Here is a 12,659-nt window from a genome sequence, read left to right on the forward strand (position 1 = left end):
CCAGCGCGGGGCATCCGTCGTGCCCCGCCACTCCCCCGGGCGAGTGCGCCCCCCGACAACCCCGCACACGCAGAACGCCCCCTGTCCCGAAGGACAGAGGGCGTTCGAGAGCGTCGCGCCTTACTTGGCGGCGACGACCTGCAGCGTGATGACTGCGGTCACGTCGTCGTGCAGACGAACCGTGGCCTCGTGCTCACCGGTCGTCTTGATCGCCGACGGGATGTGCACCTTGCGCTTGTCGATCGAGCCGAGACCCGCGGCTGCGACAGCATCCGCGATGTGATCGGTCTTGACCGAACCGAAGAGACGACCCTCGTTGCCGGCCTTGACGGCCAGGCGCACCTTGGTGTTCTCGAGGGAGTTCTTCAGGGCCACGGCCTCGTCGCGGTCGTGGATCGCGCGAGCCTGACGAGCAGCCTGGATCGAAGCGACCTGCTTTTCGCCACCGCGGGTCCACGCCGTAGCGAAGCCCTGGGGGATGAGGTAGTTGCGGGCGAACCCGTTCTTGACCTCGACCACGTCACCGGCGCTACCAAGCCCGGCGACCTCGTTCGTGAGAATCAGCTTTGCCATCTCGTTACCCCTTACCGGCCGGCGCCAGCGTAGGGCAGGAGTGCCATTTCGCGCGCGTTCTTGATCGCGGTGGCGATCAGACGCTGCTCCTGCACCGAAACACCGGTGATACGACGGGCACGGATCTTGCCGCGCTCCGAGACGAACTTACGGAGGGTGGAGACATCCTTGTAATCGATGACTCCGACCCGGATCGACTTCGCGGGAGCGGTGGGCTTGCCACCCTTCCGCGGCTTGCGGCGGTCGCCGCTCGACTTTCCAGCCATTGTTTTTCCTTAATTATGAGTCGGATGCCGAAGCATCCGGAGATCCTGTTTCAGAAGGGGGTGTCGTCACCGAAGCTGCCCGGAGTGCTCCAGGCATCTGCGCTGGTCGACGAGCCGGGCGTAGACCACGGCTCTTCCGACACCTGCTGCTGCTGTGCGGGACGGGACTGTCCGCCACCGCCGCCGCCACCGGTCGACGCCGCACGGGTGACCTGCGCGGTCGCGTACCGAAGCGAGGGGCCGATCTCGTCGACCTCCAGCTCGATCGCGGTGCGCTGGTTGCCCTCGCGGTCCTGGTAGGAGCGCTGACGCAGACGGCCCTGCGCCATGACGCGCATGCCCTTGGTCAGCGAACCCGCCACGTGCTCGGCGAACTCGCGCCAGACCGACGCGCGGAGGAACAGCGCTTCGCCGTCCTTCCACTCGTTGGCGGCGCGGTCGAAGTTCCGAGGCGTCGAAGCGATGGTGAAGTTCGCCACCGGCAGTCCGTTCTGCGTGTAGCGCAGCTCGGGGTCGGCCGTGAGGTTGCCCACCACGGTGATGACTGTTTCGCCGGCCATCGGACTCAGGCCTTCGCAGCCTTGGCGGCCTTGCGGGCAGCCTTCTCTTCAGAGCGCTTGGCCTCCGAAGCGACCATCGCCTGAGCTTCCTCAGAGCGAAGGACCTTCGTGCGCATGATCTGCTCGTTCAGCTTCAGCTGACGGTCGAGCTCCTGCGTGGCCTCGCTGGTGGCGGTGAAGTTGACGACGGCGTAGATGCCCTCGTTCTTCTTCTGGATCTCGTAAGCCAGACGGCGCTTGCCCCAGATGTCGACCTTGTCAATCGAGCCACCATCGTTGGTGATGACCTTCAGGAACTTGTCGAGCGTAGGGGCGACCTGGCGCTCGTCGATCTCGGGGGTCAGAATGACCATGAGTTCGTACTGGTGCGTCACTTACCCACCTCCTTCGGACTAGAACGGCTTCCGGGACTTTCCCGGAAGCAGGAGGGTGTGTGCACGTCATCCGCCGAGCCACCCGAGTGGGTGCCTGATGGCAGACAACCTTGACAGTGTAGCGGAGAAACCTTCGGAGTGCCCCCACGCGCATCACCTCGCACTTGGCATGCTGGAATGCGTGCGTGCTGACTCTCGGTGCGCACACGACCGAAGGGGGAACGCCATGCGCGTCAACAAGTGGGGGGTCGGCATCGTCCTGGCCGCCACCGTACTGCTCACCGGGTGCACCGCGGGTGCCGAAGAGCCCGCCGATTCGGAGCCGACGTCGGCTGCCGAGGAGACGCCTGCGACCGACGGCGCCGCATCCGATTCCGACTGCCCCGAGCTGTCGGAGGGCGCGACGGTCGACGGCGCCGAGCTCGGCGCCTGCATCACCGAGGCGATGACCGACACCGCGGGCTATGCCGCCAAGACGTCGATCCTGGGCATGGACACCACCGCCCGGTTCAACCCCGAGACGGATGCCGTCGAGACGATCACGCCCATGGGCTCGCTCATCCTGATCGGCGACGACGCATGGGTGAAGACGCCGACGACCGAGTGGCAGGTCGCCGACCCGAACTCGAGCGACCCGATCGTCGCGGCTCTCAGCAGCGGCGCCGCCACGGCCGCGGGCACCGACCCGGCCACCGCCGCCGGCGCCCTCACCGGCGAGTTCACCGTCACCGGAACCGGCACGCGCCTGGGTCAGGACGTGTATCTCGTGAGCGGCACGTCCGAGGCGCAGGGCGTCGCCGTCGACGTCGTCTTCGAGGTCACCGAGGACTACGTCGTGCTGGCCACGAGCGGCAGCACCGAGGCCGCGGGCCAGATGATCGAGACCTCTCTCGAGATCACCGAGTGGGACGTCGAGCAGGACATCGTCGCCCCGCTCTGAACCACGAGCGGATGCTGCGGGCCGGGGCTGACGCCTCGGCCCGCAGTGCGTTCCGGGTCGACTCCGGGTCGGCGCTGGGGTCGGCGATTCGGAGGAGATCTGCGATCGGGAGGAGCATCCGGCTCGGAGCACCCTCCCGCCAGCGGATCTCCTCCCGAACGACCGAGCCGACAGCGCGGCTCAGTCGAGGACGGGGGCGATCTCCGACCAGACGGTCCGCTCGTTCGTCGAGGGGGCGACCGGGATGCGGCCCGCACCGTCGGGCTCGGGGATCGCAGCGAGCAGGGCCTGCGTGTACGGATGCTGCGGTGCAGACCACACACGGTCGGTGGCCCCGGCTTCGAGCACCCGCCCGGCGAACATCACGAAGGTGCGGTCCGCGATGCGGCGGACCACGGCGAGGTCGTGCGAGATGAACAGCATCCCCGCGCCGGATTCCGCGACGAGGTCTCGCATGAGCCCCGCGACGCTGGTCTGGGTCGATGCGTCCAGGGCCGAGATCGGCTCGTCGGCGACGAGCAGCGACGGCCGCGCGGCGAGCGCTCGTGCGATCGCGAATCGCTGCTTCTGCCCACCCGAGAACTGGTGCGGGAACCGCGTCGCCACTTCGGTCGGCAGGCCGACGCGGTCGAGCCACTCGGCGACCGTCGACCCTTCGGCACCCCGAGCCCGAGCCGTAGCGATGCCGTCGGCGATCTGATCGCCCACGCGGCGACGGGGGTTCAGCGAGGTCGACGGATCCTGGAACACCATCTGGATGCCGGTGAGCGCCAGGTCGCGTCGACGGATGCCGAGCGGCTTCACAGGAGCGTCACGGAAGCGCACCTTTCCCCCGGCGAGCTTCTCGATGCCGACGACCGCGCGGGCGAGGCTCGACTTGCCGCTGCCGGATTCGCCCACGAGCGCGACGGTCTCTCCGGGGGCGACGGTCAGCGAGACGCCGTCGACGGCGACCACCGGAGGACTCCCGGGGTAGCGCACGACGACGCCCTGCGCGTCGAGGACGGCGACTTCACTCATCTCGGGCCTCCTCTTCGGCATCCTGCACGGCCGACTCCGGCAGCACCGGATCGAGCAGCGCGGGATCCGCGTCGGCGGTCGCGATCTTCGACCCCGGCAGCGCCGCGAGCAGCGTGCGAGTGTATTCGTGCCGCGGGTCGCGGAACAGCGTCTCGCGGTCGGCCCGCTCGACGATCTGCCCGTTCTTCATCACGGCGACCTCGTCGGCGATCGCGCTCATGACGCCCAGGTCGTGGGTGACGAGCAGCACCGCGAGGTTGCGCTCGGTCGCGAGGTCGCGCAGCAGCCGCAGGATGCCGGCCTGCACCGTGACGTCGAGTGCCGTGGTCGGCTCATCGGCCAGCAGCACCTCGGGGTCGCACGCGAGGGCGCACGCGATCGCGATGCGCTGGCGCTGTCCGCCGGAGAACTGGTGCGGATAGCGCTTCAGCGCAGCATCCGGGTTCGGCACCTGCACGGTCTCGAGCAGTTCGATGGCCCGAGCCTTCGCCGCCTCGCCTCGCAGTCCGAGGTGCACGCGCATGTGATCCGTGAGCTGGCGGCCGATCGGCAGCTGCGGGTGCAGCGACGCCGAGGGGTCCTGGAAGATCATCGCGATGCGCCTGCCGCGGATGCGGTTGAGCGCCCGCCGGCGCATGCCCACCAGCTCCTTCCCCGCGAGCGTGATCGATCCGCCCGTGCGTGCCTGCCGGGGCAGGAGTCCGAGGACGGCCAACGAGGTGAGCGTCTTGCCGGATCCTGACTCGCCGGCGAGACCGTGGATGCGTCCGGCCTCGAGGTCGAGAGAGATGCCGTGCACGAGAGGACGACCGATGTCGATCGTCAGGTCGCGGATGCTCAGAGCACTCGTGGGGGCCGAAGCGCTCATGCTGCCGCTCCCTTCGCGGAGGCCACATGCTCGGCCTGCTTCTCGTGGGTGACCTCGGCCGTCGGGTCGAGGATGTCGCGCATCGCATCACCCAGGAAGTTGAATGCCAGCACCACCGTGAGGATCGCGAGTCCCGGGAAGACTCCGAGCCACCACGCGTCGAAGTTCTGCATGGCCGCCGAGATCATGGAGCCCCATTCGGCGGTCGGCGGCTGCGCGCCGAGACCGAGGAACGAGAGTCCGGACAGCAGCAGGATCGCGGCGCCGATGTCGAGCGTCGCGAGCACCAGCACGGGGCCGGCGATGTTCGGGAGGATGTCGATGAACAGCGTCCGCAGCGGCGAGTGGCCGAGCAGGCGGCCCGCGATCACGTAGTTCTGGCCGCGGAGGCCCAGCACGATGCTGCGGGTGACTCGCGAGTACTGCGGCCACGAGACGACGATCGCCGCGATCACCGCGTTGAACAGCGACGGGCCGAGGGATGCCGCCACCACCATCGCGAGGATGACGGTCGGGAACGCCATGAACAGGTCGGTGATGCGCATCAGCGTCTCGTCGACCCAGCCGCCGAAGTACCCGGCGACGGCGCCGACCACGGTGCCGATGATCATCGCGGCGATCACGAGCATGAGCGCGAGCGGCAGGCTCACCGTCGCACCCGTCATCAGACGCGAGAAAATGTCGCGGCCGTTGCCGTCGGTGCCGAGCAGAGTGTCGATGCCCGGCGCCTGCAGTCGTGGCAGCACCTGAGCGTTGGGGCCGTACGGCACCCACCACTGCGCGGTGAAGGCGACGATGATCCAGGCGCCCGCGATCACGGTGCCGATCACGCCGAGGGGCGTGCGCCAGGCGCGCGGCCAGCGGAAGCGGAACCGCCAGGGGCCGGATGCCGAGTCGATGCGGCTCATGCGATCCTCACTCTCGGGTCGAGGACGCCGTAGAGCAGGTCGACGACGAAGTTGATGAGGAGGTAGATGAACCCGACGACCAGGCCGACGCCCATGATGCCGGGCAGGTCGAGGTTGGCTGCCGAGTTGTAGGCGTAGGTGCCCAGGCCGGGCCAGGCGAACACCGACTCGACGAGCACGGTGCCCGAGAGCAGGGATCCGAAGGCGACGCCGACGACCGTGAGGATCGGGAGGGATGCCCCGCGCAGGACGTAGTCGAGGATCACGCGCATCGCCGGAAGGCCCTTGGCCCGGGCAGCACGCACGTAGTCGCTGCCCAGCACCTCGAGCACGGAGGTGCGGATGAAGCGGGTGAGCAGGCCGATCGTCACGAGCGACAGCACCATCACCGGCAGCGCCAGGTGGGCGAGCGCGTCGGCGAATCCGACACCGTCTCCGTTGAGGAGGTAGTCGACCGTGTAGAGCCCGGTGATGCGGGGCGGCGGCGTGATCGACGGCGAGATACGACCCGAGCCGGGGGCGATGCGCAGCTCGAGGAAGAACACGTAGAAGCTGACCAGCGCGAGCCAGAAGGTCGGCACGCTCAGACCGATCAGCGTCACGATGCGGATCACCTGATCGGTGACGAGTCCGCGCCGGTAGGCGGCGAGGGTGCCGAGCACGACGCTGACCGCGAGGCTGAGGATGATGGCGCCGATCGCGATCTCGATGGTCGCCGGCACCGCGGTGGCCAGGTCGCTGGTGACCGGTCGCCCGGTCACCAGCGATGTGCCGAGGTCTCCGCGAAGGAGATTCCCCATGTAGATGAAGTACTGCACGAACAGCGGCTGATCGAGGCCCTGGGCCTTGATGAACGCCTCGCGCGTCTCGGGATTCTGCGATGCTCCCTCGCCCAGTGCCGCCGACACGGGGTCGCCGGGCACGAGGTTCGTCAGTGCGAAGGTCACGATCGTGACCCCCACGAGAAGGAGCAGCGAAGTGCCGATCCGGCGAAGCAGGTATCCGACGAGCGGCGACCTGCGACGCTGTGCTTGCCGTCGCACGGCCACCGTCGTCATGAGTCAGCTCCGATCAGCCGGCAGGCGTGATCTCGGCGATGTCCATCTCCCACACCGAGTTGTACACGGCGCCGGTGACGGCATCCGCCGTGGCGATGTTGCGACCGGGGACGATCAGCGGAACGAAGGGACCCTCGGTCTGCATCGCGTCGGCGAAGGAGGTGAAGGCCTCGCTGCGCTGGGCCTCATCGGTAGCGGCGGCAGCACCGGCTGCGATGCCTGCGATCTCGGGGTTCGCCTCAGCCGCCCAGCCGGCACGCAGGCCGACCTTCAGTCCGGGAGCGAACGGAAGGAAGTTCGCCGAGTCGGCGTAGTCGGGGCCCCAGAACCACAGGCCGAAGCCCTCGGTGCCGTTGACGTACGCGTCGAGCTCGGTGGCGAACGGGGCAGGCGCGAGTTCGACGGCGATGCCGGCATCCTCGAGCTGAGCCTGGACGCGCTCGGCGAGCGGGGTGAACTCCACACCGCCGACCGGGTAGTCGTTCGGGAACTGCAGCTTCAGGGTCTGACCCGTGTAGCCGGCCTCGGCCAGAGCAGCCTTCGACTTGTCGAGGTCCTGCTCCACACCGCTGTCGAGGGCGCCCTCGAATCCGGGCGGGATCACTCCGGTCGCCTGCACGGCGCCGGCACCCGCGAGCTCGAGCAGCGCGTCGTAGTCGAGCGCGTAGCGGATCGCCTCGGCGATCTTGACGTTCGCGAGCTCGCCCGCGACGGCCTCGGACTGGTTGAGCAGCAGGAAGATCGTCTGGCCCGACGGCACCGACTCGACGTTCAGTCCGTCGCCGAGGCCTGAGACCTGGTCGCCGTTGAGGTCCATCGCGACCATCGAGTCGCCGCCCTTGAGGTTCGCGAGCTGCGTCGCGCTCTCCGAGACGTTGCGCACGACGACACGGGCGTACTCAGACTCTTCGTCGCCGTTGTACTCGTCGCTCTTGGTCAGCACGACCTGCGACGAGAGGTCGAGGGTGTCGAGCACGAACGGTCCAGAGCCGGCGGAGGTTCCGTCGAGGAACTCCTGTGCGCTGTCGGTGCCGTCGGTGGTTCCGCCGTTCTCGATCACGACGTCGGAGTTGACGATGCCGAGCGCCGGGTTCGCGAGGATCGCGGGCAGCTGCAGCAGCGGCGTCTCGGAGGTGATCGAGATCGTCTTCTCGTCGACCTCGGTGATGGTCAGACCGCCCAGGAGGAAGTTCGGCTTGGCATCGGTCATGCCCTGGATGCGCTGCAGCGTGAAGACGACGTCCTTCGCCTCGATCGGCGAGCCGTCGGAGAAGACGCGGTCCCCCTCGAGCGTGAACGTGAACTCGGTCGCCTCGTCGTTCTGCTCCCACGATGCGAGGCCGGGAACGGGGGTCGAGACGTCCGAGCCCTCGAAGTCGACGAGGGTCTCGTAGAGCGCCTTGGCGATCATGTTGCCGGTCGGGTCGTAGGTGTGACCCGGGTCGGCGGTCTCGATCGAGAACGCGGTGTCGATGACGAGCGAGTCGGAACCGGAGGATTCTCCGCCGTTGTTCGCCGAGTTGCCACCGGAGCAACCAGCGAGGGCGAAGAGAGCGACGGCTCCGATCGCGATGACGGACGTGCTGCGACGTGACGACATATGGGCCTCCAGGGGCGAGGAGTTTCATCGGGTTCGGTCGACGCCGGGTGGACGACCGGTGATCAGATTCGCATTGTATGGGACTATGTGTCCAGCAAGAATGCAGACGTCATCACAGTCTGTCCAAGACCCCGCCCGTGAGGAGCATTGTGTCCACCAAGAGCGACGAAGCCACGAGGCAATCTGGACGAAGTGCCGCCCCACTGGACGACATCGGATACAGAATCCTCGAGACGCTGCGTGATAACGGTCGTATCTCGATCGCCGCACTGGCCGAGACCGTCGGGATCTCGCGGGCCAACGCCTACACCCGCGTCGAGACGCTGATGCAGGACGGAGTGATCACCGGATTCAGCGCCCGCGTCGACCAGTCGAAGGCGGGGCTGTCGATCGGTGCGCTGGTCTTCGTCACCGTGCACCCGCAGGCCTGGGCGTCGTTCCGCGAGAGCGTGCTCGAGATGCCCGATGTCGAGTGGTGCGCCATCACCACCGGCGAGCACGACGCCATGCTGCTGATCCGTGCGGTCGACGTGAGCGGCGTGCACGAGTTCACGACGGGTGTCATCGCGCAGCTGCGCGAGGTGCGTACGGTCGTCAGCGTGGTCGTGCTCGACGAGGTCATCCGCCGGTCGTTCCTGCTGCCGAGCGACCTGCCCGAGCGCGACCTGGCCACGCCGCTGGGCATGACGCGGTGGACGCCGGCGACGCCGGGCCGCGACATGCTCCCGCCACGCTGACCCGCGGCGGAACGAGCCGTCAGGCGGCTGCGGGCTCTTCGCAGACGCTGAGCTGCGGCAGTCCGTGCATCTCGTAGTGCTCGACGAGGCGGATGCGACCGTCATCCGTGAGCTCGAGCCGGCTCTCCCCGTCTCCGGTCACGACGGTGCCGTCGGAGACGAGCACGTGCACGAACGAGACCCAGATGGTGTCGCCGGTGCGGGTGCCGACGAAGCGCCCGAAGGTGACGGTGTCACCGGAGTAGTCGCCCCAGATCGCCCCGTCCTTCTCCCAGTACACGAACTCGCTGGGCGATTCGGGATCCACGGCCGAGGTGGTCGACGAGACCATCAGGAACCGGCGGCCGTCGAGGGAGGGGATGGTTGCAGTCGTGCTCACCCTCCGATTATGGAGGGGGTGGCGGCGACTCTCACCTCGCCTCGTGAACCGTCTGTGCCGGCCGCCGGACGGGCGCGCGGAGCGAGACGAATTCCGCAGAGAGGCTCCCCGGCGCGCCCTTTCGTCTGACCACACGATCGGGGTCGAGGTGCCGCATCGCCGCGGAGACCTCGGGAGACGGGAAGGGCCCGGGTACCGTGGGTCGCATGCACTGGATGCCTGACACCTCTGCCGGAGACTGGCTGCGCGAGCGTCTCGACGACCCCTGGAACTCGACGATGCACGCCGTGGTGCCGCACGGCTTCCCCGCGTATGCGCGCATCCTGCACCCCGCGATCGTGCGTTCGCTCCCCGACCGACCGGTGCCGACCTACGACGACTACGACCGGATGCCGGAGGCCGAGCGACAGTCGCTCCTCGATCGGTTCATCGATGAACCGGCGACATGGGCGCAGACGGCCGCCGCCTTCGGCACGACGCTGCATCCTCTCGCTCAATGGCAGCGGATCGTGCGCACTCCGCCGGAGACCGACTGGAACGCGCGGATCTCCCCCGACGGGCGCGAGTTCACCGCGCCGATGGACGGCGTCGTCTCACCCGAGATGCTCGCGACCGTCGTGGGTCATCTCGTCGCGCATACCGCGACGCCGGATGCCGGATTCGCCGCGCTCTGGGAGGGCACGGGCGGGCTGCTGGGTCACCTCGAACACGGCCCCTCGCGCACCTTCCTCACGTTCGACGACGACCCGAACCACCGGGCGATGCTCGACCGCAGCATCCGCGATCCGCTCAACAACGCGTTCCGCAAGCCGACGTGGCAGGAGGGCATCCTGTCGCGCGAGGTCTCGGAGGGTCCGCGGCTGCAGCTGCGGGACCGCGATCACGTGCTGTTCCGTGGTGCGCCGAGCACGTTCGCGCGTCGGGACTGGGTGCTCGACGTGCCGTGGCGGGATCGCGAGTCCGAGGAGCACGGGTTCGCGCCGGCCGCGCAGAGCCCCAGCATCCTGTGGCCCGACGATCACGCCTGGGTGCTCGTCACCGAGGTCGACTACGACTCGACGATCATCGCGGGGTCCGCCGAGCTGATCGCCGAGCTCATCGCCGACGACCTCCTCGAGGTCTTCGCCATCCCCGAGAACGCCGAACTCACGTGGGACTCCGACGAGGTGAACCGATGACGGCACCGCAGCCGGCCGCATCGTTCGACGCCCGCCCGCTCACCGATCCCGTCGATGCCCGGGCCGTCAGCACCTTCAACGCCGAGCTGCGCTCGCGGGGCAAGACGGGCGGCTCGGCCACGACGATCGTCGCCTTGGTGATCTTCGGCGTCGCGTTCCTCGCGGCCATGACGGTCGTCGGCGCGACGATGGTCTCGCTGCTCACCGACGCAGGGTCGTCGTCGTTCGCCGGCATCGGGATCCTCGTCGCCGCAGTCGTCGGGATCACGATCGCCACCGTCGGCTGGCGCCGATCCCGCGTCGCGCGGTACCGCCTCGACGCATTCGCCCGGGCGAACGGCATGACGTACGAGGCCAGGGTCGCCGATCCTGCCCTTCCGGGCATGCTGTTCGGCCTCGGACGCTCCCGAGAAGCCACCGATCTCGTGCGAGGCGCGAAGCCTCGCTTCGTCGAGTTCGGCAACTACCGATACACGACCGGGTCGGGGAAGAACTCGACCACCCACCGCTGGGGCTACGTCGCCGTCAAGCTCGATGTGCCCCTGCCGAACATCGTGCTCGACGCCAAGGGCAACAACGGCTTCGGGTCGAATCTGCCCGCGTCGTTCCAACGCGAGCAGCGCCTCTCGCTGGAGGGCGACTTCGATCAGTACTTCACGCTGTACTGCCCCGAGGGGTACGAGCGTGACGCGCTGTATCTGTTCACGCCCGACATCATGGCCAGGTTCATCGACAATGCCGCCGAGCTCGATGTCGAGATCGTCGACGACTGGATGTTCCTCTATACACAGCGCAAGGCGTCGACCCTCGACCCTGCGACCTGGGCGTGGCTGTTCGGAGCCGTCGGCGCCTTGATGACGAAGCTCGATCAGTGGGAGCGCTGGCGCGATGAGCGTCTGCGGCTCGAGAGTGCGGCTCCGGCGTCTCTGTCGCCCGCCCTCGCACCGGTGGGCGCGTCCGCGAGTCTGCCCTTCGCTCCGCCGGCCGGTCTTCTCGCTCCCCCGCCAGGAGTCGCGCGTGAGGGACGCCGGCTGAAGCGCAGCTTCCAGTGGGTGCCGATCGTGTTCCTCGTCGGCTTCGCACTGATCTGGTTCTGGTTCAGGTCGTTCTGAGGGAACCCCCGAGGGTGGGTTGTGGGGGTGGGTGCTGACTGGGGATCAGCGCTCCCACCCCATCCCCCCTCGGGATCAGAAGAAGATCTGACTCTCCCTCCGCAGGACGGTCGAACCGTCCACGCGCGGGTCAGCTGGGGACTGACGACTCTGCGCGTATATGAGTAATGGTATACCGGTATACGTTGCATTCCATTGCGTCCGAGAGACTCGACCGAACACGTTGCATCCGGTCCAGAAACGTGCGAAATGAGGGTCTGGGGCGCCTTTCCGACACCGCATTCGTGCATACCCTCCTGGCACCGTGATCTCCGTTACCCAGAGTGACGCGTCCGGCCCCACCCCCGTCTGCATGCAAGAGAATGGAAGGTGATGTCTGAACTCGAAGATCACACCCAGTGGCAGGCCGATCGCCGCGCCTCCGTCACCTCTGCGACCGGCAACCTCGCGCTGATCGAGACCCGCTGGACGGGCGAGGCTCCCGATCTGGATGCCGAGCGGCAGGCCGCATCCGACACGGTGACCGTGACGCCGATCCAGCGCACGAACATCGAGACCGGCGAGGCCGAGCACGGGCTGCGCGTGTGGGATGCCGAGTCCCCCGCCATCCGCGCCTTCGACCGCATCGACACATACGAGTACGACCCGGCATGGGTTCTCGAGGGACACTTCACGCCGGTCTCCGGCGATCGTCGGGTGTCGTTCGAGCACATCCGCGACAACGGCGGCACGCGTGAGCTCGTCGTCCCCGGCGACATCCACTTCGTGCTCGACGGCCGCGCGTACGACCTTGCGGCCTTCGACGACGGCGGCACGCTGCTGCTCGTCTTCGGCGACGAGACGAACGGTTCTGAGACCTACGGATCCGGCCGCTTCCTCTTCGTAGAGCTCCGTGACGACGAGGGCACCGTGGTGCTCGACTTCAACCGCGCCTTCGTGCCGCCGTGCGGATTCAGCGCCCAGTACAACTGCCCGCTGCCGCCGGCATCCAACCGCTTCCCCCTGCCTATCCGAGCAGGCGAGAAGAACGTCGTCTTCCGCGACGGCTTCGACATCTACGCGGCGTGACGCCGCGCACCCTCACCC

15 protein-coding genes are annotated in these 12,659 nt (G+C 68.0%); 5 read left to right on the forward strand and 10 right to left on the reverse strand.

Annotated features, from left to right (window positions below; all coding sequences use genetic code 11):
• Positions 1-120: 120 nt before the first annotated feature.
• Genes rplI through rpsF form a run of 4 tightly spaced genes read right to left on the reverse strand, consistent with a single transcriptional unit; the run spans position 121 to position 1,773 of the window.
• Positions 121-573 (reverse strand): 50S ribosomal protein L9, encoded by a 453-nt coding sequence (rplI, locus tag SOM10_RS07515; RefSeq protein ID WP_053098203.1) that lies wholly within the window; start codon positions 571-573, stop codon positions 121-123.
• 11 nt (positions 574-584) lie between these two features.
• A complete protein-coding gene (rpsR, locus tag SOM10_RS07520; protein ID WP_042541518.1) occupies positions 585-839 on the reverse strand; it encodes a 30S ribosomal protein S18 in 255 nt (84 codons plus the stop codon).
• Between the two features lie 50 nt (positions 840-889).
• On the reverse strand, positions 890-1,399 hold the full coding sequence (locus tag SOM10_RS07525) for a single-stranded DNA-binding protein (protein ID WP_053098204.1): 510 nt from the start codon (positions 1,397-1,399) through the stop codon (positions 890-892).
• A gap of 5 nt (positions 1,400-1,404) precedes the next feature.
• On the reverse strand, positions 1,405-1,773 hold the full coding sequence (rpsF, locus tag SOM10_RS07530; protein WP_029264265.1) for a 30S ribosomal protein S6: 369 nt from the start codon (positions 1,771-1,773) through the stop codon (positions 1,405-1,407).
• A 226-nt stretch (positions 1,774-1,999) separates the two neighbouring features.
• On the opposite strand from rpsF, the gene SOM10_RS07535 reads away from it, so the two are divergent.
• A complete protein-coding gene (locus SOM10_RS07535) occupies positions 2,000-2,713 on the forward strand; it encodes a hypothetical protein (protein ID WP_230101270.1) in 714 nt (237 codons plus the stop codon).
• Between the two features lie 180 nt (positions 2,714-2,893).
• On the opposite strand, the gene SOM10_RS07540 is transcribed toward SOM10_RS07535, so the two are convergent.
• Genes SOM10_RS07540 through SOM10_RS07560 form a run of 5 tightly spaced genes read right to left on the reverse strand, consistent with a single transcriptional unit; the run spans position 2,894 to position 8,167 of the window.
• Complete coding sequence (locus tag SOM10_RS07540) at positions 2,894-3,733, reverse strand: ABC transporter ATP-binding protein (RefSeq protein ID WP_320489261.1); 840 nt, start codon at positions 3,731-3,733, stop codon at positions 2,894-2,896.
• Positions 3,726-4,601, reverse strand: coding sequence for an ABC transporter ATP-binding protein (locus tag SOM10_RS07545; protein WP_320489263.1), 876 nt, complete (start codon positions 4,599-4,601; stop codon positions 3,726-3,728). The genes SOM10_RS07540 and SOM10_RS07545 overlap by 8 nt, the downstream gene beginning before the upstream one ends.
• Positions 4,598-5,509, reverse strand: coding sequence for an ABC transporter permease (locus SOM10_RS07550; protein ID WP_053098207.1), 912 nt, complete (start codon positions 5,507-5,509; stop codon positions 4,598-4,600). The genes SOM10_RS07545 and SOM10_RS07550 overlap by 4 nt, the downstream gene beginning before the upstream one ends.
• Positions 5,506-6,567, reverse strand: coding sequence for an ABC transporter permease (locus SOM10_RS07555; RefSeq protein ID WP_053098208.1), 1,062 nt, complete (start codon positions 6,565-6,567; stop codon positions 5,506-5,508). Before SOM10_RS07555 ends, SOM10_RS07550 begins: the two co-directional genes overlap by 4 nt.
• 13 nt (positions 6,568-6,580) lie before the next feature.
• Entirely contained in the window at positions 6,581-8,167 is a 1,587-nt protein-coding gene (locus SOM10_RS07560; protein ID WP_320489265.1) for an ABC transporter substrate-binding protein, read from the reverse strand.
• A gap of 149 nt (positions 8,168-8,316) precedes the next feature.
• Here SOM10_RS07560 and SOM10_RS07565 point away from each other — a divergent pair, with 149 nt between their 5' ends.
• Positions 8,317-8,904, forward strand: a complete 588-nt coding sequence (locus SOM10_RS07565; protein WP_320489266.1) for an Lrp/AsnC family transcriptional regulator — start codon at positions 8,317-8,319, stop codon at positions 8,902-8,904.
• A 19-nt stretch (positions 8,905-8,923) separates the two neighbouring features.
• On the opposite strand, the gene SOM10_RS07570 is transcribed toward SOM10_RS07565, so the two are convergent.
• Positions 8,924-9,283, reverse strand: a complete 360-nt coding sequence (locus SOM10_RS07570; RefSeq protein ID WP_230101268.1) for a hypothetical protein — start codon at positions 9,281-9,283, stop codon at positions 8,924-8,926.
• 215 nt (positions 9,284-9,498) lie between these two features.
• On the opposite strand from SOM10_RS07570, the gene SOM10_RS07575 reads away from it, so the two are divergent.
• The 3 genes from SOM10_RS07575 to SOM10_RS07585 all read left to right on the forward strand — a co-directional run bounded on the left by SOM10_RS07575 (position 9,499) and on the right by SOM10_RS07585 (position 12,641).
• Positions 9,499-10,461 (forward strand): hypothetical protein, encoded by a 963-nt coding sequence (locus tag SOM10_RS07575; protein WP_320489267.1) that lies wholly within the window; start codon positions 9,499-9,501, stop codon positions 10,459-10,461.
• The gene (locus SOM10_RS07580; protein ID WP_320489268.1) at positions 10,458-11,573 is read left to right on the forward strand and encodes a hypothetical protein; all 1,116 of its coding nucleotides are present in this window, start codon (positions 10,458-10,460) and stop codon (positions 11,571-11,573) included. Before SOM10_RS07575 ends, SOM10_RS07580 begins: the two co-directional genes overlap by 4 nt.
• Before the next feature lie 372 nt (positions 11,574-11,945).
• Positions 11,946-12,641, forward strand: a complete 696-nt coding sequence (locus SOM10_RS07585; protein WP_053098211.1) for a DUF1684 domain-containing protein — start codon at positions 11,946-11,948, stop codon at positions 12,639-12,641.
• The last annotated feature ends 18 nt before the right edge of the window (positions 12,642-12,659 follow it).

It is taken from the genome of Microbacterium sp. CFBP9023, assembly GCF_034045055.1.
Lineage (GTDB): Bacteria > Actinomycetota > Actinomycetes > Actinomycetales > Microbacteriaceae > Microbacterium.

Bases quoted from the DNA above. Each gene is read 5' to 3' on its own strand.
- rplI (WP_053098203.1), bottom strand. From the start codon at position 573: ATGGCAAAGCTGATTCTCACGAACGAGGTCGCCGGGCTTGGTAGCGCC.
- rpsR (WP_042541518.1), bottom strand. From the start codon at position 839: ATGGCTGGAAAGTCGAGCGGCGACCGCCGCAAGCCGCGGAAGGGTGGC.
- SOM10_RS07525 (WP_053098204.1), bottom strand. From the start codon at position 1,399: ATGGCCGGCGAAACAGTCATCACCGTGGTGGGCAACCTCACGGCCGAC.
- SOM10_RS07535 (WP_230101270.1), top strand. From the start codon at position 2,000: ATGCGCGTCAACAAGTGGGGGGTCGGCATCGTCCTGGCCGCCACCGTA.
- SOM10_RS07540 (WP_320489261.1), bottom strand. From the start codon at position 3,733: ATGAGTGAAGTCGCCGTCCTCGACGCGCAGGGCGTCGTCGTGCGCTAC.
- SOM10_RS07545 (WP_320489263.1), bottom strand. From the start codon at position 4,601: ATGAGCGCTTCGGCCCCCACGAGTGCTCTGAGCATCCGCGACCTGACG.
- SOM10_RS07550 (WP_053098207.1), bottom strand. From the start codon at position 5,509: ATGAGCCGCATCGACTCGGCATCCGGCCCCTGGCGGTTCCGCTTCCGC.
- SOM10_RS07555 (WP_053098208.1), bottom strand. From the start codon at position 6,567: ATGACGACGGTGGCCGTGCGACGGCAAGCACAGCGTCGCAGGTCGCCG.
- SOM10_RS07560 (WP_320489265.1), bottom strand. From the start codon at position 8,167: ATGTCGTCACGTCGCAGCACGTCCGTCATCGCGATCGGAGCCGTCGCT.
- SOM10_RS07575 (WP_320489267.1), top strand. From the start codon at position 9,499: ATGCCTGACACCTCTGCCGGAGACTGGCTGCGCGAGCGTCTCGACGAC.
- SOM10_RS07580 (WP_320489268.1), top strand. From the start codon at position 10,458: ATGACGGCACCGCAGCCGGCCGCATCGTTCGACGCCCGCCCGCTCACC.
- SOM10_RS07585 (WP_053098211.1), top strand. From the start codon at position 11,946: ATGTCTGAACTCGAAGATCACACCCAGTGGCAGGCCGATCGCCGCGCC.